The organism is Amycolatopsis samaneae, from assembly GCF_039541975.1.
Lineage (GTDB): Bacteria > Actinomycetota > Actinomycetes > Mycobacteriales > Pseudonocardiaceae > Amycolatopsis > Amycolatopsis samaneae.
In genome coordinates this window covers 240,359-260,895 of record NZ_BAABHG010000015.1, presented here as the reverse complement: position 1 = coordinate 260,895, position 20,537 = coordinate 240,359, and the positions used below count along the sequence as shown (strand labels likewise).

The 20,537-nt window shown below is 68.6% G+C and carries 17 protein-coding genes; 11 read left to right on the top strand and 6 right to left on the bottom strand.

Annotation, left to right across the window (positions count from 1 at the left end; translation table 11 throughout):
• Positions 1-24: 24 nt before the first annotated feature.
• From ABD987_RS34490 to ABD987_RS34480, 3 genes are read left to right on the top strand one after another with little or no spacing between them, the layout of a single operon-like run.
• Positions 25-801, top strand: coding sequence for an AfsR/SARP family transcriptional regulator (locus ABD987_RS34490; RefSeq protein WP_345403965.1), 777 nt, complete (start codon positions 25-27; stop codon positions 799-801).
• A complete protein-coding gene (rfbH, locus tag ABD987_RS34485; RefSeq protein ID WP_345403962.1) occupies positions 798-2,111 on the top strand; it encodes a lipopolysaccharide biosynthesis protein RfbH in 1,314 nt (437 codons plus the stop codon). Before ABD987_RS34490 ends, rfbH begins: the two co-directional genes overlap by 4 nt.
• Positions 2,104-3,297 (top strand): aminotransferase class I/II-fold pyridoxal phosphate-dependent enzyme, encoded by a 1,194-nt coding sequence (locus tag ABD987_RS34480; protein ID WP_345403959.1) that lies wholly within the window; start codon positions 2,104-2,106, stop codon positions 3,295-3,297. The genes rfbH and ABD987_RS34480 overlap by 8 nt, the downstream gene beginning before the upstream one ends.
• Positions 3,298-3,406: 109 nt before the next feature.
• On the opposite strand, the gene ABD987_RS34475 is transcribed toward ABD987_RS34480, so the two are convergent.
• The 3 genes from ABD987_RS34475 to ABD987_RS34465 form a co-directional block, all read right to left on the bottom strand.
• On the bottom strand, positions 3,407-3,907 hold the full coding sequence (locus ABD987_RS34475) for a sulfotransferase-like domain-containing protein (RefSeq protein WP_345403956.1): 501 nt from the start codon (positions 3,905-3,907) through the stop codon (positions 3,407-3,409).
• A 260-nt stretch (positions 3,908-4,167) separates the two neighbouring features.
• Positions 4,168-5,196 carry a class I SAM-dependent methyltransferase gene (locus ABD987_RS34470; RefSeq protein ID WP_345403953.1) on the bottom strand — a complete coding sequence of 343 codons (1,029 nt, stop codon included), beginning with the start codon at positions 5,194-5,196 and terminating at the stop codon, positions 4,168-4,170.
• Positions 5,193-6,599 carry a M20/M25/M40 family metallo-hydrolase gene (locus ABD987_RS34465; RefSeq protein ID WP_345403950.1) on the bottom strand — a complete coding sequence of 469 codons (1,407 nt, stop codon included), beginning with the start codon at positions 6,597-6,599 and terminating at the stop codon, positions 5,193-5,195. The genes ABD987_RS34470 and ABD987_RS34465 overlap by 4 nt, the downstream gene beginning before the upstream one ends.
• A gap of 313 nt (positions 6,600-6,912) precedes the next feature.
• On the opposite strand from ABD987_RS34465, the gene ABD987_RS34460 reads away from it, so the two are divergent.
• The 8 genes from ABD987_RS34460 to ABD987_RS34425 all read left to right on the top strand — a co-directional run bounded on the left by ABD987_RS34460 (position 6,913) and on the right by ABD987_RS34425 (position 16,659).
• Positions 6,913-7,458: a GNAT family N-acetyltransferase gene (locus ABD987_RS34460; RefSeq protein WP_345403947.1), complete on the top strand. Its 546-nt coding sequence runs from the start codon at positions 6,913-6,915 to the stop codon at positions 7,456-7,458.
• Positions 7,455-8,579 carry a pyridoxal-phosphate dependent enzyme gene (locus ABD987_RS34455; RefSeq protein WP_345403944.1) on the top strand — a complete coding sequence of 375 codons (1,125 nt, stop codon included), beginning with the start codon at positions 7,455-7,457 and terminating at the stop codon, positions 8,577-8,579. Before ABD987_RS34460 ends, ABD987_RS34455 begins: the two co-directional genes overlap by 4 nt.
• Positions 8,576-9,607, top strand: a complete 1,032-nt coding sequence (locus ABD987_RS34450; RefSeq protein WP_345403941.1) for a polyprenyl synthetase family protein — start codon at positions 8,576-8,578, stop codon at positions 9,605-9,607. The genes ABD987_RS34455 and ABD987_RS34450 overlap by 4 nt, the downstream gene beginning before the upstream one ends.
• Positions 9,608-9,648: 41 nt before the next feature.
• Positions 9,649-11,160: an AbgT family transporter gene (locus tag ABD987_RS34445; RefSeq protein ID WP_345403938.1), complete on the top strand. Its 1,512-nt coding sequence runs from the start codon at positions 9,649-9,651 to the stop codon at positions 11,158-11,160.
• Positions 11,161-11,279: 119 nt separating this feature from the next.
• A complete protein-coding gene (locus tag ABD987_RS34440) occupies positions 11,280-12,293 on the top strand; it encodes an alpha/beta hydrolase (RefSeq protein WP_345403934.1) in 1,014 nt (337 codons plus the stop codon).
• Positions 12,294-12,307: 14 nt separating this feature from the next.
• Positions 12,308-14,362 carry a hypothetical protein gene (locus ABD987_RS34435; RefSeq protein ID WP_345403931.1) on the top strand — a complete coding sequence of 685 codons (2,055 nt, stop codon included), beginning with the start codon at positions 12,308-12,310 and terminating at the stop codon, positions 14,360-14,362.
• Positions 14,359-15,597 carry an NDP-hexose 2,3-dehydratase family protein gene (locus ABD987_RS34430; protein WP_345403928.1) on the top strand — a complete coding sequence of 413 codons (1,239 nt, stop codon included), beginning with the start codon at positions 14,359-14,361 and terminating at the stop codon, positions 15,595-15,597. The genes ABD987_RS34435 and ABD987_RS34430 overlap by 4 nt, the downstream gene beginning before the upstream one ends.
• Before the next feature lie 30 nt (positions 15,598-15,627).
• Positions 15,628-16,659 carry a Gfo/Idh/MocA family protein gene (locus tag ABD987_RS34425; RefSeq protein ID WP_345403925.1) on the top strand — a complete coding sequence of 344 codons (1,032 nt, stop codon included), beginning with the start codon at positions 15,628-15,630 and terminating at the stop codon, positions 16,657-16,659.
• Positions 16,660-16,677: 18 nt separating this feature from the next.
• On the opposite strand, the gene ABD987_RS34420 is transcribed toward ABD987_RS34425, so the two are convergent.
• From ABD987_RS34420 to ABD987_RS34410, 3 genes are read right to left on the bottom strand one after another with little or no spacing between them, the layout of a single operon-like run.
• Complete coding sequence (locus ABD987_RS34420; protein WP_345403922.1) at positions 16,678-17,970, bottom strand: DUF6365 family protein; 1,293 nt, start codon at positions 17,968-17,970, stop codon at positions 16,678-16,680.
• Complete coding sequence (locus tag ABD987_RS34415; protein ID WP_345403919.1) at positions 17,967-19,160, bottom strand: cytochrome P450; 1,194 nt, start codon at positions 19,158-19,160, stop codon at positions 17,967-17,969. Before ABD987_RS34415 ends, ABD987_RS34420 begins: the two co-directional genes overlap by 4 nt.
• On the bottom strand, positions 19,157-20,443 hold the full coding sequence (locus ABD987_RS34410; RefSeq protein WP_345403916.1) for an FAD-dependent oxidoreductase: 1,287 nt from the start codon (positions 20,441-20,443) through the stop codon (positions 19,157-19,159). The genes ABD987_RS34415 and ABD987_RS34410 overlap by 4 nt, the downstream gene beginning before the upstream one ends.
• Between the last annotated feature and the right edge of the window lie 94 nt (positions 20,444-20,537).

The following is a 20,537-nucleotide window of genomic DNA, read 5'->3' as shown; positions in this document are numbered from 1 at the left end:
TGTAACGCGTACGAGGGGGTTTTGATGTACGAGTTCAGAATACTAGGGCCGCTGGCCGTCGACGTCGACGCGCGGACGGTCGTCCCCGCGACACCGAAGGTCAGGCAAGTCCTCGCCTTGTTCCTGATAAACCTCAACGAGGCGATGAGCGTCGACACCCTGATCAAGGAGCTGTGGGACACCAAAGCGCCACGCAGCGCCGTCGGGACCGCTCAGACCTACATCTACCAGCTCCGGCAGATGCTCAACGAGACCAGTGGCAACGGCACCGGGTTCATCACCACCCTCTCGCCCGGGTACCTGTTCCGCGCGGAACAGGACCAGGTGGACCTGTTCCGGTTCCGCAGCCTCGTCGCCTGCGGCCAGCACCTGCTCGGCCAGGGGAAGCAGGCCGAAGCCTCGGAGACGCTGACCACCGCACTCGGCCTGTGGCACGGCAACGCGCTGGCCAATGTCATGGTCGGCCCCGTGCTCCGGCCATATCTGGTGAACCTGGAGGAGGAACGGCTGCGGGCACTGGAGCTGCGGATCGAGATCGACATGGACCGCGGGCTGCACCGCAAGCTCGTCGGCGAGCTGAAGTCGCTGACTTCGCAGTACCCGTACAATGAATGGTTGCACGCGAGGCTCATCGAAGCGCTCGCGAGGTCCGGCAGGCGCAAGGAAGCGCTGGAAACGTTCCGCTCCTTGTACAGCCTGCTGGCCGACGAACTGGGGGTCGCACCGTCGACGGACGTACAACGACTGCAGCAGCAGATCCTCGTGGAAGGGCTGCCCGAAGCCGCCCTGTCCAAGCGATGAGTACGCACGCTGAAGAAACGAAGGCGCGGATACTGGAGCTGGTCCGCGGGTATCACGACGCGGTTCCGGCCAGTGTCTTCCGGCCGGGGATCACCCCGATCCGACCCGCCGGCGCGGTGCTGGACGCCGAGGACCGCGTCGCTCTGGTCGAGGCGGCTCTGGAACTCCGCATCGCCGCGGGTGGCAGCGCGCGCACCTTCGAGCGGGAGTTCGCGCGGTTTCTCGGCTTGCGCAAGGCACACCTGACCAACTCCGGATCGTCGGCGAACCTGCTGGCGCTCAGCGCGTTGACCTCCCCCGCGCTGGGTGAACGGCGGTTGCGCGCGGGTGACGAGGTGATCACCGCGGCCGCCGGGTTCCCCACGACGGTGAACCCGATCGTGCAGAACGGCATGGTGCCGGTCTTCGTCGATGTCGAACTCGGCACCTACAACACCACCGCGCAGCGCATCGCCGACGGCATCGGCCCGCGCACGCGCGCGGTGATGCTGGCACACGCGCTCGGGAATCCGTTCGAGGTCGAGGAAGTGCGGCAGCTGGCCGACGAGCGGGGGTTGTTCCTCGTCGAAGACAACTGCGACGCCGTCGGTTCCACCTACCGCGGCGAGCTGACCGGGACTTACGGCCATCTGTCCACAGTGAGCTTCTACCCCGCCCACCACATCACCACCGGCGAAGGCGGCTGTGTCACCACGAACGATCTCGCGCTGGCACGGATCGTCGAATCCATGCGGGACTGGGGCCGGGACTGCTGGTGCGAGCCGGGCGAGGACGACACCTGTCACAAGCGGTTCGGTTACCAGCTGGGCAAGCTCCCGTTCGGCTACGACCACAAGTACACGTTCTCCCACGTGGGCTACAACCTGAAGGCCACCGATATCCAGGCCTCCCTCGGGGTGAGCCAGTTGCACAAGCTGCCGGAGTTCATCCGTACCCGGCGGCGGAACTGGCGGCGGTTGCGGGAAGGCCTGGACGACGTCCGATGGCTGCTGCTACCCGAGCCGACCGCGGACAGCGAGCCGAGCTGGTTCGGCTTCGCGCTCACCATCGCCGGGGACGCCCCCTTCGACCGGGCCTCCCTACTCGCCTTCCTCGAAGACCGGCGGATCGGCACCCGTTTGCTCTTCGGCGGCAACCTCACCCGGCAGCCCGCCTACCAGGGTCAGGACTACCGGGTCGCCGACTCGCTGGAGAACTGCGACGCGATCAGCGAACGGACGTTCTGGCTCGGTGTCCATCCCGGTGTCACCGACGAAGTGGTCGATTACGTCGTCTCGTCGCTGCACGAGTTCGTGATACGTCATGGCTGAGCGGGTGAAGCACGGGCCTGCCGATCTCGCGGTGTTCGGTGGCACACCGGAGTTCGACAGCCCGCTGCATGTGGGGCGTCCGAACGTGCCCGATCCGGAACGGGTACTCAAGCGCATCGCGGGTGCGCTGGAGAGCAGACGGCTGACGAACTTCGGTCCTCTGGTGCGGGAATTCGAACAGGCCGTGGCCGAGGTCGCGGGCACCCGGCACTGCGTGGCGACGAGCAACGCGACCGCGGCGCTGCAGGTACTCGTGGCCGCGCTGGGACTGCGTGGCGAGGTGATCGTCCCGTCGTTCACCTATGTGGCCACCGCGCACGTGCTGACCTGGGCGGGGATCACGCCGGTGTTCTGCGACATCGACCCTGACACGGGAAACCTCGACCCTGCCGAGGCGAGACGGCTGGTCACCCCGGCGACCTCCGGCATTCTCGGGGTGCACGTGTGGGGACGGCAATGCGCGGTGGAATCACTGCGCGAGCTGGCGGGCGAGCATGGGCTCGCGTTGCTCTACGACGCGGCGCACGCGTTCGGCTGCGGCTACCGCGGCCGCGGTATCGGGACGTTCGGCGACGGAGCTGTGTTCAGTTTCCACGCCACGAAGTTCGTGAACGCCTTCGAGGGCGGCGCGATCGTCACCGACGACGACGCGCTCGCCGATCGAGTGCGCGCGCTGCATTTCTTCGGCTTCGACTCCGACAACCACGTGATCGGTGCCGGGATCAACGCGAAGATGAGCGAGGCGTCGGGGGCGATGGGACTCACCTCGCTGGAAGCGATGTCCACCGTGCGGCGGATCAACGCAGAGCACGCCGAACGGTACGTGGCGGAGTTGGCCGACGTGCCCGGTATCCTGGTCGGCACGCCGGGGCCGAACGAATGGAACAGCCATCACTTTGTTGTGCTCGAGGTGGACGCGGACGAGGCCGGGCTCGACCGGAACCGGCTCGCCGCGGCGCTGCTCGCGGAGAATGTCCTGACCCGCAGACACTTCGACCCGCCGTGTCATCGTGTCGAACCCTACCGATCGGCGCCGGACCGGCACGTGCGACGTCCGCTGACCCGGACCGACCTCGTGGCGGGCCGGATCATGCAATTGCCCACCGGAACGGGCGTGACGGGCGACGAGGTCGGCCGGATCTGCCGGTTGATCCGAATGCTCGTCGAGGCCGCTCCGCTGCTCTGAGCCCCACACCACGCTGTGAAGGGGGTTTACGGTCGCACGCGACCGTAAACCCCCTTCACAATATCGTGAGTGTCTGTTGTGGAGCGTCATCATCCGGCAGGGCGTCCCGTCACGCGGTCAGCGAGCGGTACAGCTCCATGGCCATCGCGAGATGAGCACGCATCAACTTCGGAAACTCGTCGACCTCTGGGACGCGCTCGTCCGGCGGTTCGATGCCGGATGAGCCGAGAACCCTTTCGTACCAGAGATCCTGCGCGCCGCCGAGCCGGCCGAGGCACAGGCCAGGCACCGGTTTCCAGGACGACATCCGGTCGTCACCCGCCAAGCCGAGCCGAGCGCACAGCTGCGCCAGGCATGGTCCAGGCTCCCTGCGGAAGGCCGTGACATCCGCGACAACGTGCTCGATTCCCTTGGCCCGGAACGCTTCCAGCGCGTCGGCGAGATTCTGCCAGCCGGATTCCGCCGACGGAAACGCCGGTGGCTCGCCGGAGCGCTCCCGCTGCCGCATCCGCGACATGACCGCCAGCCGGGGGTCTCGCACCGGCACGAGCACCGGTAACGTCGCCGTCGCCGCGAGGGTCGCCAGGTGCTCGCCCGCCTGGAACGTCATCTCCTTCACCACCAGGCCCCGAGCCCCAGGCTCGCCGACGTCCAGCGGTTCCCGCAAGGCTTGGGCGACGTCGCCGAGTCCCGCGTTCTCGTGGTACCACCGGTCGAAAGGCTCGTGTGAATACCACCGAAACCGCGGATGCCCCCAGAAGCACCGGGCCAGTGCCGTGGAGGCACACCGCGGCGGCGACACAACGAGCAGCACGGGGTCGTGCCGGTCTCGCAGTCCTTCCGCCCAGGCGGACTCGTCCCGCACGGACGTCACAGCTTGGTGAAGGAGTACCAACGCCACGCGCCGAGGCCGTACTCCCGCTCGAGTTCGAAACCCGCCGCCTTCGCGAGGTCCAGCACTTCCGGCCGGGTCGGCGGGTAGGACACCGGACGCCGCAGCGCGAACCGCAGGTCCATGATCTCCTGGTCCTCGGTCCCCATCTTGGAGAGCACATAGGACACGCAAAACACCCCGCCGGGCCGCAGCAGCCTGCCAGCATTGCGCCACAACAGGTGAGGCTCGGCGAGGAAGTGGTACGCGCCGACGATCATCGCGCCGTCGAAGTAGCCTTCCTGCAGGAAGTCCAGTGGCTTCGTCACGTCGCCCCTCGTGACCCGCACCCGCGCGTCGCCGGCGTGCCGCTCGGTGGCCGCGACCACGAAGTCGTCGGAGATCTCGACCCCGAGGACCGTCGCCTCGGCCGGGGCACCCTCGGCCAGCTCGCCGAGCCCGAAGCCGGGCCCGCACGCCAGGTCCAGCAGGTGCGGGCCGGCACCGCCGATCTCGCGCACGGCCTGGATCCGGGAATAGCGGTAGAACGGCGCCTGGAGCACCTCATTCCACACCGTGAGGTGCGCGGCGTCGAAGGTGGCCGCGATCGGGATGCCCTCCACCTTCAGGGTGTCGATGATGCCGACGTAGTTCTCACTATGCCTCAGCTCTTCAAACGAGCTGTGCCCAGTGGCCAGCTTCAACAGCCTTTCGTCGAAGGAAGGTTCGGGCTGCTCGGCCGCGGTGCGGTACGTGGCGCCATCGAACACCACGAAACCCCGCTTGACCAGAGCCTTCAGCAGTAATTCCGCCACCGGCTTCTTTGTCTCCACCACGCCGAAGCGCTCCGCGAAGGTGTCCAAAGTGGCCGGTTCGGTAAGCAGCGCGAACACGCCCCTCTCCTCCGCCGTGCGAGCCACGATGTTGTAGCACGCGCGGCGGTACTCCAGATACGCGCGTTCCATCTCCTCCGGTGCCAGGTCGGAGACATCGTCGACAGCAGGAATGCCAGCAGCTTGCGTGGTCATGCGCGCTTCCTCTCCTGGTGCACGGCGAGCAGGGCGATCAGGTTCGCAATGGTGCGGATGCCGCCCAGATACAGCGAGATCTTCGCGGACTCGTTGGGACCGTGGTGGTTCTCGTCCACTGGCCCGAACGGCACCATGAAGGTGGGCAGGCCGAGCAGCTTGGTGAACACCCAGTCCGGGGTGGTGCCCGCCAGGCTCGGCACCCGCGCCACCGGGCGACCGAACGCGATCTCCACGGCCTCTTGGACGACGTCCGCGTACGGGTGCTCGATCGGCGTGCGCGAGGGCGGCTGGCTGAACAGCTTGCGGACCTCGATGTCGTCGTAGCCCCGCTCCTGGACAAACGCGCGGATGGCCTCGAGCACCGCGTCCGGGTCCTGCTCGCCCACCAGCCGGAGATCGACCTTCGCCAGCGCTTCAGTCGGAACGAGGGTCTTGAGCACATCGGTCTGCCCACCGGACAGTCCCGACACATTGAAGCTGGGTTTGTACAGCAGCCGCTCGTAGTATGCCTCGCCGAACTGGACGGGCAGGGGCTTTTGGCCAGTCTGACCGACGAACGCGACCTCGTCGAAGACCATGCGGTCGAGCGCCGCGCGTTCGGCGGCCGTGACCTCGGGGAGGCCCCGCTCCACGCCGGGCACCGCGAGGTCGCCGTTGGGCGCGAGCATCTCGGTGAACAGCCGGGACAGCCGCAGAATCGGGTTGGTCACGGTGCCACCGAAGTTGCCGGAGTGCAGTGGCCGGTCGGGGCCGTGCGCGACGAAGTCCATGCACAGCGCGCCCCGTGACCCGAACAGGATCGCGGGCTGGTCACCCCCGAGCATGGCGCCGTCGGAGTAGACGCACAGATCCGCAGCCAGCTCGTCCCGGTTGCGCTCGACGAATTCCGGCAGGTGCGGGCTGCCGATCTCCTCCTCGCCCTCCAGCACCATGGTGACCTTGATCGGCACTCCGCCCCCATGACGCTGCCACCACTCCAGCGCGTTGAGATGGGCGAGGAACTGGGCCTTGCTGTCGCCGGTACCGCGGCCGTAGATCCGGTCGCCGCGCAGGGTCGGTTCGAACGGCTCGGTCTCCCAGCCGGCCTGCCCCCGCACGGGGAAGACGTCGTAGTGCCCGTAGGTCAGCAGACGCAGCGGCGCGTCGTCCGGCCCCACGCTCGCGACCACCACGGGGTTGCCCGACGTTTCCTCGATCCGCGCGCCCAGGCCGCTCTTCTCGCACTTGGCCGCAACCGCTTCGGCCGTGCGGCGCACCGCCGCCGGGTCGTCGGCGGCGACCCCGGGAATGCGGACGAATTCGCACAGCTCTTCGACCAACCGGTCGCGCTGCGCCTGCAAATACGAAGTGAGTTCCGGCAACGCGCCGGACCAGCCGACATTTTCCGTAGCAACTACCACGCGATTTCCCCACTTTTCACATTGCCGAGCAAATGTCGGTACCAACGGCGATCAGTTGGTTCGAACTCCGAACGTACCAGGGGGCGCCGCTCCACCCAAGACTCTTGAAAGCGATAAACCAGCTGGTAGGCACGTCGTAGACCAGGCCTGGAGGCAGCCTGGAGCGATCGTCGAACTATCTTGGGTCCACGGTGGAGAACAGCCACACGTCTTGCCGGAACGGGCTATTCCGAGTTATCCTCAGCCCAACTGTCAAGAAATGAAATTTGCCACTGGGGAAATGAGATCATCTGTGATGAGCAAGAATGCACCCATGATCCGCGCGGCCGAACAGACCGATATCGGTGCTATCACGGACATCTATAACGAGGCCGTACATGATCGGATCGCGACCTGCGATCTCAGCGATGTCCCGCTCGGCAAACGCGGCGAATGGCTGACCGGACATCGGTACCCCCACGGTGTCTGGGTTCTCACGGACGGGTCCGGCGGCCCGGCGCGTGGTTGGGTTGCACTGTCACGTTACGACACCAAGCCGTGCTTCCACCGGACGGCCACCTTCGCCACCTATGTCCGTCGCACCGCACGAGGACAGGGCGTCGGTTCCCGGTTGCGCGCCTGGATGATCGACGTCGCCCGGGAGCGCGGATTCCATACGCTGGTCAATCGGGTGTGGGCGAACAACTCGGCCAGCATCGCGCTGGCGAAGCGGTTCGGCTTCGTCGAGGTCGGGCGCATGCGCGAACTGGTGGACCTCGGCGGCGAATACGTCGACTGCCTCTTCTTCCAGCTCATGCTCCACAGTGGACAGCCCGGCGCCATCGAGGATTCCCGCGAACCCGCTCGGGTGGCGCGGTGACCGCGTGGGAGCTGCCGAGCCGCCGCTCGCTCCCGGCCACCTGGCCGGAGTTCACCGCGGCACTCGGCGACACGCCGCTGCTCCGACTGCGAGTGCGTGTGACGGGACGACAGGCGGAAGTGTGCCTGAAGCTCGAGGACTACAACCCTTTCGGCTCGGTGAAAGACCGGACGGCGGCGGGCCTGCTCATCGCGGCGGAGGCCGAACACCCACCGGGAAGCCGTCTCCACATCGTGGAGTCGACGTCGGGCAATCTCGGCGTCGCACTGGCCGCGCTCTGCCGACTGCGCGGACATCGGTTCACCGCCGTTGTGGATCCGCGTACCTCGACGGAGAACCTGGCCCGGTTGAAGGAATTCGGCGCGCGAACGGACCTGGTCACCGAGGCCGACGAGCACGGCGGGTATCTGGAGGCACGGCTGAAACGGGTCACCAGGCACCTGTCCGAGAGCCCCGACGCCGTGTGGACGAACCAGTACGGCAACCCAGCGAACCCGCTCGCGCACTTCGCGGGTTCGGGGCCGGAACTGGTGCGGCAGAACGGATCCAGGCTCGCGGGCGTGTTCGTCGCGGTGTCCACCGGCGGCACCTTCGCGGGCATCGCCAGGTACCTCCGGAAGGTCAGTCCCGGCACCCGCGTGGTGGCCGTGGACAGTGTTGGCTCCGCCGCGCTTGGCGGACCACTCGGGCCTCGGCTCATCCCCGGCCTCGGCGCGAGCCGGCCGTCGGCGTTCGCCGCATGCGAGTTCGTCAACGAACGCGAATGGCTCAGCGACGCCGAAGCCGTCGCCGCCGGCCACACACTGGCCGCGCAGACCGGGCTGGTGCTCGGAGGCTCGGCGTCCGCCGCGCTCGCCGCGTTCCTCCGCCATGCCGCCCGCGGGTCGCTGGCGGACGGCGGACAGTACCTGTGCCTGTGCGCGGACGACGGCCGCAAGTACCTGGACACCCTCTACGACGACCGATGGCTTGACCAAGCGGGGATCGACCCGTCCGAGCATTTCGACCGGCTCTCCGGCACCCGCTTCGAGCCGTCCGTCCGGCTCCCCCGCCTGAAACCGACGCCACCACCAGGAAGGTTCCGATGTACGGACAGCAGTTTCAGCAAGAGCGCGAGATGAGCCTGCCGACGCAGGCCGAGCCACACCGCGTCACCGAAGAGGCGCTGTCCGAAGCCGTCGGCGACCTGGACTTCCTGCTGCGGGACGAGCTGAAACGGCGGTGGGCCGGGGAAACCGAACTGCTCACGGCGATCTGCGCCTACGCACTGTTGCCGCCGGGAAAGCTCAGCAGGCCCCTGCTCATGCTCACCGCCGCGGAGGTCGTCGGCGGAGACGCGCACGCGGTGCTGCCCGCCGCGCTCGGCGCCGAGTACGGCCATGTGGCGAGCCTGGTCCACGACGACATCATCGACAACGACGACATGCGCCGCGGCCGCTACTCGATCCAGCGGAAGTTCGGTGTCCCGGACGCCATCGTCGCCGGGGACAGCCTGCTGTTCTCCCTGTTCGCCGCGCTCGCCGAATGCCACGGGCGCGGGATCCCGGCCGAGCGGGTGGTCCGGGCGCTGGACGTGGTGTCCCGGGCCGGACTCGAACTGTGCCGAGGCCAGGCATTGGAGGGCACGCTCTGCGCGACGCGGGATTGGGGGGTCGAAAACTACCTGCTCATGATCGGCCAGAAGACCGGCGCGTTCTTCACCAGTGCCTGTGAGGCTGGCGCGATCCTCGGCGGCGGTTCGGAAGAAGACGTGCGCCGGCTGGGCACCTACGGCGCGAAGCTCGGCACCGCTTTCCAGATCTTCGACGACCTGCTCGCCTACACCAGCACCACCGAGGCGATCGGCAAGGCCGCCACGAGCGATCTGCGCAACGGGCGCCTAACCCTGCCCGTGCTGCTGAGCTACCGGTCCGGCACCGAGGCCGACCGCCGCGCGCTGCGGGAAGCGGTACGAGGCGGGGACGACACCGAGGACGGCCTGCGCGCGCTCGGCAATCTGTTGCGCGAGACCGGGGGTATCGAAGCCGCCGCCTCGCTGGGCCGCGAACACCTTGAGAACGCGCTCGACGTCGTGCGCACGCTCCCGGCCGGGCTCCCCAGGCAGCGACTGGAACTGTTCGCCGAGTTCGTCGCGAGCCGGAACCACTGACGCCGGGCGGGAAGCGCGTTCGCCCGCACCTACGGAGGATCATGACCCAGACAGCGGATCCCCAGCGGGGCGCCCGCGGCGGTCTCCGCCAGGTGCTCGCCCGCGCCGGCGCGGCGTTGCCGCATCCGTTCCTGTTGTTCGGCTACTTCTTCGCCGCACTCGCCGTCGTCTCGTCGGTGCTGGGTTGGTGTGGCACCACCGTGACCGTACCGGGGCACCCAGCCCCCTCACCCGTGCGGCCGATGCTCTCGGGTGCCGGCGTCCGGTACTTCCTGGACAATTTCGTCAGCAATTTCATCGGCTTCCCACCACTCGGCATCGTGTTGGTCACCCTGATGGCGGTCGGGGTCGCCGAGCGCACCGGTTTTCTGCGCGCCGCGGTGCTGAGTGGGCTCCGGCGGGTCCCCGCCCGGCTGATGCCGGTCGCGGTGACCCTCCTGGCCGCGCAGGGTCACGTCATGGGCGACGCCTCCATGGTGGTGCTGCCGCCGTTGTGCGCGCTTGCGTTCCAAGCGGTGGGACGGAAACCGGTGGCCGGTGCGCTCGGCGGGTTCGCCGCGGCGGCGGGCGGCTATGCCGGCGGTTTCCTCGTGGGCGCGTTCGACGCGAACATCTCTTCGCTGACCGCTTCGGTCACGCCGAAGACGAGCGGAGCCGTTTCGTCGGTCACGATGAACTACTTCTTCCAGGCCGCATCCGGACTGGTGCTGCCCATCGTGACGGCGTACGTCCTGGTACGGTTCATCGAACCGCGGCTGCCCGCGTACGACGGCGGCACCGAGCAGCCGCCTGGACTGTCCGATGTGGAGCGTCGAGGTCTGCGTCGCGCACTCGCCGCGCTCGGCGGTTACCTCGTCGTCGTGCTGGCTTCCTGGCTGATCCCCGGCGGCCCGCTTCGGGGCGCCAGCGACGGCCTGGTCTCCTCGCCGTTCACGAAGAACGTCGTCACCTTCGTGGCACTAGGTTTCCTGCTCGCCGGGGTGGTGCACGGCCGGGCGACGGGCACCGTGCGGCGGGCCGCCGACGTGCCGGCCATGATGGCGGACTCGCTGCGTGCGATGGCGGGCTACGTGGTGGTGGCCTTCGCGGCCGGGCAGTTCATCGGCATGTTCACCTGGACGAACCTGGGCGAACTGCTGTCGGTGCGCGGCGCCGCGCTCATCACCTGGGCGCACGCGGGCGGTCTCACCGCGTTCGTCGCGTTGATCCTCCTCACCTTCGCGTTCTCCCTACTGATCTCCTCTGGATCCGCGCTGTGGACGCTGATGGCACCGGTGGTGGTGCCCCTGTTCGCCGGGCTGAACTTCCACCCGGCGCTGGCGCAGGCCGCGTTCCGCGTCGGCGACTCGGTGGCGCATCCGATCTCGCCGATGAACCCATATGTCTACGTCCTGCACGACACCGTCCGGCGCTACGACCCGGGAGCCACCGTCGCCGGGCTGTTCGCCCGGCTCGGCGTCTTCGTGCTGCCGATGCTCGTGGCGTGGACCATCGTGTTCGCCGCCTTCTTCGCCTTCGGCGTCCCGTTCGGGCCCGGAGTCCCTTCACCATGACCCGTCCAGAGCCGGTCCAGCCCCACTGTTGAACGACAAGTGTCACAACTTAGATGTTGACTATCAAGTGTTGACTCTTGAGTATACTCAGTCATGTGGCGGACTTCCGGGAGGTGACCATGAGGACGAGACTGCTCGCGTTCGCGCTCTGCTTGCCGCTGGTGACAGGTGCATCGACCGCGTTCGCCGCCGACGGCACGCCGGGTGGTGACGATGCCAGGATCGTCAAGACGGCTTGGCTCGACGACAGGCTGGTCGAGCTGACCGTCGGCTCACCCGCGCTCGGCGGGCGCGCCATGGTGCGACTGCTCCTGCCGTCCACCTGGCGCGCCGAGCCCCGGCGGCACTGGCCGACGCTGTGGCTGATGCACCCCGGCTGTGGCACCGGCCTCACCGGACCGGACTGCGACTACCGGGCCTGGACGAAGAACTCGCGGGTTGAAGGCCTCACCGAGAGAACCGGCGTGATCGTCGCGATGCCGGACGCCGGTCAGGCGGGCTGGTTCTCGAACTGGTGGAACGGCGGCGAGTACGGCTCACCCGCCTGGGAGACCTTCCACCTGACCGAGCTGCCCGCGCTGCTGAAGACGGTCTTCCGCGCCGACGGCCGCTACGCCGTGGCGGGGTCCTCACGAGGTGGTTTCGGATCGATATCCTACGCGGCAAGGAATCCCGGGTTCTTCGCCGCGGCGGCCGCATTCAGCGGCACGGTCGACACCACCTACGAATACGCGCCGGGACAGTCCGTTTCCCGGCAGATCGAGGAACAGGTCAAGGCCACCGGCGCGGATCCGACCGCGCTGTGGGGCGATCCGGTGAAACAAGCGGACATCTGGTCCGCGCACAACCCGGTCGACCTCGCCGCGAAGCTGAAGGGCACGAAGCTCTTCGTCTCGTACGGCACCGGCGCCGCCGGTCCACTCGACCCGCCGGGCTCCAGCACCGATCCGGCCGAGCAGTTCATTTCCCGCGAGAACACCGAGTTCTCCAGCAAGCTCGCCGCGGCCGGCGCCGCCGTGACGACGGACGCCTACGGCGAGGGAACGCACACCTGGCCGTACTGGGACCGCGAACTCGGCCGCGCACTCCCCTTCCTGACCGGCGCGCTCGGCGCCACCAGCACCCGTTCCTGACCGAAAGGCTACCGATGTCGCGCCTGGCCATGGCCTTCGTCCACCACGCCAACCAGCTGGTGATCACCGACGGCTACGCCGACCGTGATGGACTGACCAGGATCGCCGAGGGCTACCAGGCGGTGCTCGAAAGGCATCGCGAGTACGGGGTGCCCGCCGCGCTGCACCTGTCCGGCACACTGGTCGAGGCGATGGCCTGGCACCGGCCGGAGTTTCTCGAGCGGGTCCGCGCGTTGGTCGCCGATCGCGTGCTGACCCTGCTCGGGGGCACCTACTCCGAGCCGATCATGCCCGAGCTCACCCCGGCCATGAACCGCTTGCAGATCACCACAATGGCCGAGTTGCTCCGCCATCATCTGGACGTGCCCGACGGCGCGCTGCCCACCGCGTGGATACCGGAGCGCGTCTGGCATCCGGATCTGGTCACCACACTCACCGACCCACTGCTGCCCGGTGGCGGCTTCCGCAGGATCCTGCTCGACGACCGGTTGTTCGCGCCGGTCACCGCCGCCCCGGGCGATCCAGGGTTCGACCGAGCCTCGATCGACGCGCTTGGACCGTTCGACTGGCCGGGCGAGGTCCCGCCGCGCTCGGCGCGGGGGCTGGCCGACGCGAGGCTGCTCACTCCTCGTGTGATCGACGGCGGGCACGGCCCGCTGACGGTCGTGCCGTTCCCCGCGCACCTGCGCTATCTGCTCCCGCCGTCCGGTCCGGACCGGCTGCGGTTCCTGGACGAACTGGTCGACGACATCCTGCGGAGCGTGCCGGAGCCGGACTCGGTCCTGCTGGTGTTCGCCGACGACGTGGAACGCTGTGCCGGGGTGGCGGGCTGGGAGCCCGACCGTGGCCGCTACGCCGAGGCCATGCGCTGGGTGGCGGAGAATACGGCGCTGCGCCCGGTCCACCTTGATCACTGGCTCGACGAGCACGCCGCCGTGCCCGGATCGGTGCCCGAGGCGGGCAGCTATCGCGAGCTCGAGGTCGGCTGGCAGGCGGGTGCCGACTACCGCGGTTGGAGCCGCGCCACGGAATGGTTGCCACACAGGGAAATTCTCGACGACGTCGAGAAACGGACCACGGGCGCCCGCGAAGCGGGCGAGTCCGACGAGCAACTGCTGACACTCGCTGAACGACTGCTCATGCTCGGACAACACGAAACCGCGTGGCGTGACCGCGTCGGCGACGGCCCGTCCGGGGAACTGGCCGCATGGGTCCGCGCCGGGGTCTCGCACACCCGGCTCGCGCGTCCCGTGCTCGAGGCTGCTCGGTGGTCGGGCGGGAAGCCCCCTGCCCGTCCGGCCGCCGAGCTCCGCGACGTCGACGGCGACGGCACACCGGAACTCGTGCTGAGCAACGAAAGCATCTGGGCGGTGGTGTCGCCCCGCCACGGCGCGCGACTCACCATGCTCGTGCACCGCGACCGCGCGGAAGCAGGCGATGGCGCCGCGCTGGTGGTCGGAAACCCTTGTGACCACTGGAACCTGTTGGAGGAGCTGCACCAGTTCATGCAGACGCCACCCGGCCACCCCGGAGCGCTCACCGATCCGGAAGCACCGGACCTGGCGTGGCGGGCAGTGCTGCGTCCCGGCCAGGCCGTGGCGAACCTGTGGCCGGCCGAAGGTGACGCGGCCCGACACTACGCCCTCGTCGAGGGAGTACCCGCCCTTGCTGTGTGCATCAGGCAGCACGGACCGGGGACCATCGAGAACGCACTGATTCCGGACTACCTCGGCACGCTGCTCGCCGGGAGCGGGGGGCTGCGCGACGCACGAGGCAGTCGCTGGCGGGGCTGGCGATGGCGCGACCGCTGGTGCTGGCTGGCCTTCGATCCGGCCCAAGCGGCCTCGGTGACCCCGAGGTGGTTCGCCGCCGGGCATTCCTGCGCGGTGGCGATCCGGCCCCGTCACGGTCACGCCGATCTCCTCATCGGCGCCGGGGACGTGGACGACACGCTGGCCCGCCGCTGGCTCGACACCGCGCGGGAGGCGCTGCACGGTGACGCAGGCCCCCGCGACGTCGTCCCCGCCTCCCGTCCCGACTCCGACGACGAAGTGGGAGCCCGGCCGTGATCGAGACGATGACGACGGCCGACTGGCTGGCCGAACGCAATCAGGCACTGTGCTGCGAGGTCGAGCTCGTCGGGCTCGACGAGCTCCGCTCGTGGGAGTTCCGGCCCGGCACACACGACCTCGTGCACTCCTCCGGCCAGTTCTTCTCGGTCCACGGCCTCGACGTGCGCACAGGCGAACGCCGGTGGAAGCAGCTGATCATCCGGCAGGACGAGATCGGCCTGCTCGGCATCCTGGCCAAACGCTTCGACGGGCAGTTGCAGTTCCTCATGCAGGCCAAGGTCGAACCGGGCAACATCAACCGCGTCCAGCTCTCCCCCACCGTGCAGGCGACCCGGAGCAACCTCACCCGTGTGCACCGCGGCGAGCCGACGCGGTACCTGGACCTGTTCACCGCCCCCGGCCGCGGCCGCGTGCTCGTCGACCAGCTCCAGTCCGAACAGGGCAGATGCTTCTACCGCAAGCGCAACCGCAACATGATCGTGCTGACCACCGACGAGGTCGAGCGACACGAGAACTATCGGTGGTTCACCCTCGACGAGCTGCACCAGCTGCTGCCGGTCGACAACCTGCTCAACATGGACGCCCGTTCCGTGCTGTCCTGCCTACCGCTGACGGAGTTGTACGAGGGCAGGGCACTCCACTCCACGCAGGACCTGATGAGCTGGCTCAACGACATCCGGATGACCAACGACGTGCGCGCCCAGCTGGTCGGCCTGTGCGAACTCGGCTCCTGGCAGCCGAATCCGGCCGAGCTGGCCGACGACTCGTTCCGGCTGGTCGGCGTGCGGGTACACGCGATCGGGCGCGAGGTGGGCAGCTGGGAGCAACCGATGATCACGCCGTTGCGGCCCCACGTCATCGCCTTCCTGACCACGCACCTCGACAACGCACCCCACGTCCTGATGCACGCGGACGTCGAACCCGGCACCCTCAACGTCGCCGAACTCGGCCCCACGCTCGACCGGGCACCTGACGCCGACGAGGACGGCCTGCTCAGCCACGTCCTGGAATCCAAGCCCCTCTTCGATACCGTGCTGTCGGAGGAGGGCGGCCGCTTCTACCACGGCGTAAACCGCTACCTCGTGGCGTACACGACCGATCCGGCCGAGCCCGGCCCCGACTATCGCTGGGTTTCCGTCCGCCAGCTGGAATCCCTGGTCGGCCAGGGCCACCACGTCAACGTCCAGGCCAGGACCCTGCTCGCCTGCGCACGCGCGAACCTGAAACTCTGAAACCGCAGGCCCTCTAGGAAAGGAGCGGCCGTGCGCCGTCTCGGCCTCGGCGTTCTCGGCTGCGCGAGCGTCGCGAAACGTCGTCTGCTGCCCGCACTGCGCGAGGTGCCGTCCGTTGCCCTGGTATCGATCGGCAGCCGCGACGGCGACCGGGCCGCGGCGTTCACCGCGGCCTTCGGCGGGCGTCCGATCGCCGGGTACCAGGGCGTGCTCGACGACCCCGACGTGGACGCGGTGTATATCTGCCTGCCCAATTCCCTGCACTCCCGCTGGGCCGCGCGAGCACTGCACGCGGGCAAGCACGTCCTGGTGGAAAAACCCCTCGCCACCGGGCTCGGACAGGCCGAGGAACTGGTCGGCATCGCCGCCGAGCGCGGGCTGCACCTGGTGGAGGCCTTCGCGTTCCTCCACCACCCGCAGCACAGGACCGTGCGCGAGCTGATCGCCGAAGGGGTGATCGGCACGCCGCGCACCTTCCACTGCGACTTCGGGATACCGCCGAGGACTCCGGGGGACATCCGGTTGTCCGCCGATCTGGCCGGCGGCGCGCTGCTCGACCTCGGCGTCTACACGTTGCGCGCGGCCACCATGCTGACCGGGTCGGAGCTGGAGGTCGTCGGTGGGTACCGCAGGCACGACCCCGTCCACGAGGTCGACACTTCCGGCTGCGCGCTGCTCGCCTCCTGCGGAGGCGCGGCCGTCCAAGCGGAGTTCGGATTCGGGTTCGGCTATCGCTCCGCCTACTCGGTATGGGGCACCACCGGCAGGCTCTCGCTGGGACGCGCCTTCACCCCGCCCCCGGACCGCGCGCCGGTGATCGAAGTGGAGGACGTTGACGGGCCCCGCGAAATCCTTCTCCCGCCCAGCAACCAGTTCGCACTGATGGCGAAGTCGTTCGCCGAGGACGTTCTCACCGGGCGCGACCCGCTCCCCGCGCGCGCGGCGATCCTGCGGCAGGCCGCACTGGTGTCGGCGGTACGCGAGCACGCGGGGCACACTGCACGGCGGCTCACGGAAACCGCGGGCCCGTTCGCGATCCCGTTCCCCGGCGGTGCCCCTTGAACGTCCACAAAGCTCGATCTACAAGGCACTGCCGGGCGACGTGACACCCATGCGGCGCAACGCCTCCCGCAGCGCCACGTCGCCCTCGGGGAGCGTAGTCACCCGATCGACATACTGCGCCCGCGCCGAGGCAAGCCGGTCGCGAGTGACGTCGTCGCCGAGTACCCGGGCGAGCCCGCCGACGAAGGCCGCCTCGTCGAAGACCTCCGCCGCGTCGACGGCGTCGTCCAGCGGGTTGCCCGCGAGGAGCGGATCGACCACCGAACGCCAGCGCATGGGCCACATCCGGAACGGCCGGACCCGGGCATCCAGACCGTCCAGCCAGTCCCGCACCCGCGGTGACACCGTGCCCATCGCGTCCGCCAGCACATCGGCGCCACCGGCTTTGGGCAGTTCGTATCCGTTGACCATCGCGAACGCGGGCACGTCCGCGAACATCGCGCGGGCGACGGTCGGCGACGGCATGTGCAGCGACAGGACGGCGTCGGAGGAACCGAGCAGCTCGCCGTACTGTTCCGGCGGCACAACCGAAAGCCAGTGCGTCCGTTCCGCGGGCAGCTTCCTCAGTTCCTCGAAGGGTGAGCCGACGAGCGCGAAGTGCGTGTTCCCCGGCAACCGCGACAGGTGGGAGGCGAGCAGCTCGGGCAGTCGCCGCGCCACCCGCAGCACGTCCTCCCCCCGCTCCGTACCGAGCGGAGGCCGGTGCCACTGCGAGACAGGGAAGAACAGCAGGCGATCCCCGTCACCGAGCCCGAGCTCCGATCGCACCTCGGTCCGTCTCCGGGCCGTCACCCGGTCGGCATGCCGGCTCGCCTGGTACGGCAGGCCCGCCGCGCCGTCGGCAACCGGGTGGCACGAAGGCACCGGGCGCAGATGGACCGGCATGCCGAGGATTCGGTCGCTCAGCGGCAGCGTGTTTTCGTACATGTCGACCCGGAAGTCGGTGTTCGCCCACTCATAGATGTCGATCGGTAGCAGCGGCAGCCCGAAGTCCTCGATGAACCACGGCTCGACCCCGAACCGGAACCGCAACTGCATGCAGTACATGAAGTAGTCGGACAGCACGATTACGTCCGGGCGCACCTCGGCGACGGTTTCCGCCATCACCTCACGGACCGACTCCCCCATTCCGGGGTCGACCAGGGTGTAGCCGTGTCCGCGGCCAGCCACCAGCGCCTTCGCGTGTGTCTCCAGGACGAAGTGACTTCGCGCGCCCCATCGGGCGGCCTGGTCGGCGAGGTCGGCGCCGATGCCAACCTCGCCGTACCCGGTCGTCGACACGGCGACGAACAGCAGGCGGGGCGCCTTCACCAGGTGACCCCGAGGTTCCCGATGCGCTGTTCGCCGAACAGGTTCGTGCGCCACTCCAGATCGGTGACCGGGTGCGACAACCGCAACTCCACCAGCCGATCAGCCAGTGCCGCGAAGGCCACCCGCAGTTCCATCCTCGCCAGTTGGGCGCCGAGACAGTAGTGGATCCCGAAGCCGAACGCGATGTGCCGGTTCTGCTCGCGGTGGATGTCGAACCGCGCGGCGTCGTCGAACTGACGCTCGTCCCGATTGGCGCTCTGCTGTGAAGCCAGCACGATTTCGCCCGCTTTGACGGGTGTCCCGTTCAGGTCGAGGTCTTCCTTCGCCACCCGCGACGGGCAACTGACTTTCGGGTCGTACCGCAGGATTTCCTCCACGGCCGACTCCACGACGTCCGGCTTGCCGGAGAGCTCGCCGAGCAGACCGTGCTCCAACAGGAACAGCGTGCCCATCGAGATGGCGTCCGCAGTGGTCATGTACCCGGCGATGAGCAGCGTCAGGCCCATGGTGACCAGTTCCGCTTCGGTGAGCCTGCCGTCCTCCTCCGCCTGTACGGAGATCAGTTCGGTCATCAGGTCGTCTTCAGGGTGCTCGCGTTTGGCCGCGATAGTCTGGGTGATCAGTTCGGCGACACGTCCGCCCTTGGCGTAGATCTCCTCCTTGCCCTGTCCCTTCTCCAGCAGCACGAAATCGGCCGCCGCGTCCCGGAACGCCTGACGCGCTCCATCGGGTACACCAAGCAGCTCGGTGATCACCCTGGCGGGCACCTGAGTGGCGAAGGCGGTCATGAAGTCCAGGGGCGGGCCTTCGGCCAGCATCGCATCGACGAGTGCACTGACCGTCTTTTCCGTGTACGGCCGGAGTTTTTCGATCCGCCCACTGGTGAAGGTCCGGTTCACCAGGCGGCGCAACCGCGTATGGCCCGGTGGGTCCTGGAACAGCGAGTTGTCCGCGACCGCGCCCGCGCCCATCGGCCCGGCGGGGACCCGCGCGCTGAACCGCGGGTCGTTGAGCACGAACCGGACGTCCTCGTAGCGCGAGGCGAGCCACGCTGGCTCACCGGTGACGGTCTCGACCCGGCACAGCCGTTCGGCCGCGCGGGCTCCGGCGAACTCCGGGGGCATCTGCGTCGGGTGCGGCCGGGCGAACGGGAACTTCACTGGATCACCGGTCAACTTGGCAGCGGTCACGAGGTAGCACCAATCTCTGTCGGCGGAACACAACGAACGGTGGGCCGAACCTTGGCTCTCGGGTCGAACAGGCCCAGCTGGTGCAGGCGGTCGAGAGTGGAGAAGCGGAGCACACCGAGGCCGGACAGGTTGTACATGACCTTGAACGACAACCGCTCGTTCGAGCGGTGTCTCCGCAGGATGTGCTGTGCCAACACCCTTTCCCGCCAAGTGGTGGACGTGAACAGGGTCGCGAAGTTGTGGCTGAACCGCCCGACGAATTCCATCTTCGCGGCGCGATCGGCGACGTAGCACGCCACCGCGCCGTCGACCTCCTCCGGCGCCGAAGTGTCGACCCCGGCGAGGTGGCGGGCGACGCCGTGGCCGTCGGCGATGGCGGCGTTCATTCCCTGTCCCGCCATCGGGTGCACCGCGTGCGCGGCGTCGCCGACCAGGACGAACCCCGGCCGGTGCCACACGGGCGACAGGAACCGCCGCGCGGACAGCACCCGCGCGTCGCCGATCCCGTCCCGCAGCCGCTCGCCGAGCGGAGCGAGGTCGGGCACCGTGCCCAGCAACCAGTCCACCCAGTCGCCGAAGCCCGCGCGGCCGACCTTGTTGAAGCTACCGCGCGGCACCTGCGCGTAAAACCTCCCGCGCCCACCCGGCATCGGGTACAGCAGCCGGATACCGTGGCGGGTCACGTAGGTGACCGCGTCCGGCGCTAGATCCGGCGCGGTCAGGTCGAAGGCCACCACCTGGTGCTCGTACCGGTCCATCTCGACCTTGATTCCCGCCTCGCCGCGCAACCCCGACGCGTAGCCGTCCGCGGCGGCGACAAGGCCTGCCCGCACGACAGCGGCTTCGCCTCCGTCGGTGACGCGGACGCCGGTGACTCGATCGTCCTCGACGACCAGTGATTTCGCGGTCACCCCCCGCCGCAGTTCCACCGTGGTGGGCAGGTCGCGGGCCAGCAGATCGATGATGCCTGTGTAGTAGTGCACCCGGCACTGGTTGTACGGCCGAGGCAACTGCCGGTAGTCCAGCGCGCAGACCAGCTTCCCCGACGGCTGCGCGCACACGAGCCGGTTGACCAGCGCGGCCTCACCGAGCACCTGAGGCAGGAGCCCCATTTCCTCCAGTACCAGCAGGGAATGCGGCTGGAGCACCTCTCCCTTGTACGGCTCGGCGTTGCGCAGTTGCTTGTCCAGCACCAGCACCCGCCTGCCCCGTATGCCGAGTGCCCTGGCGAGGGTAAGGCCGCCGACCCCGGCCCCGCAGATCACGACGTCATACCTGGTCATCAAACCCCCGGCGAACCGATCGGACTCTCTCCGTTCAGCTTGCCGGACGCCGATCCAAAGTCCTTCCAGCCGCGGTCCACTCGACGGCCGGGCA

Excerpts from the sequence above, each read along its gene's own strand:
- ABD987_RS34490 (WP_345403965.1), top strand. The coding sequence starts at position 25 with ATGTACGAGTTCAGAATACTAGGGCCGCTGGCCGTCGACGTCGACGCG.
- rfbH (WP_345403962.1), top strand. The coding sequence starts at position 798 with ATGAGTACGCACGCTGAAGAAACGAAGGCGCGGATACTGGAGCTGGTC.
- ABD987_RS34480 (WP_345403959.1), top strand. The coding sequence starts at position 2,104 with ATGGCTGAGCGGGTGAAGCACGGGCCTGCCGATCTCGCGGTGTTCGGT.
- ABD987_RS34475 (WP_345403956.1), bottom strand. The coding sequence starts at position 3,907 with ATGACGTTCCAGGCGGGCGAGCACCTGGCGACCCTCGCGGCGACGGCG.
- ABD987_RS34470 (WP_345403953.1), bottom strand. The coding sequence starts at position 5,196 with ATGACCACGCAAGCTGCTGGCATTCCTGCTGTCGACGATGTCTCCGAC.
- ABD987_RS34460 (WP_345403947.1), top strand. The coding sequence starts at position 6,913 with ATGATCCGCGCGGCCGAACAGACCGATATCGGTGCTATCACGGACATC.
- ABD987_RS34450 (WP_345403941.1), top strand. The coding sequence starts at position 8,576 with ATGAGCCTGCCGACGCAGGCCGAGCCACACCGCGTCACCGAAGAGGCG.
- ABD987_RS34445 (WP_345403938.1), top strand. The coding sequence starts at position 9,649 with ATGACCCAGACAGCGGATCCCCAGCGGGGCGCCCGCGGCGGTCTCCGC.
- ABD987_RS34440 (WP_345403934.1), top strand. The coding sequence starts at position 11,280 with ATGAGGACGAGACTGCTCGCGTTCGCGCTCTGCTTGCCGCTGGTGACA.
- ABD987_RS34435 (WP_345403931.1), top strand. The coding sequence starts at position 12,308 with ATGTCGCGCCTGGCCATGGCCTTCGTCCACCACGCCAACCAGCTGGTG.
- ABD987_RS34410 (WP_345403916.1), bottom strand. The coding sequence starts at position 20,443 with ATGACCAGGTATGACGTCGTGATCTGCGGGGCCGGGGTCGGCGGCCTT.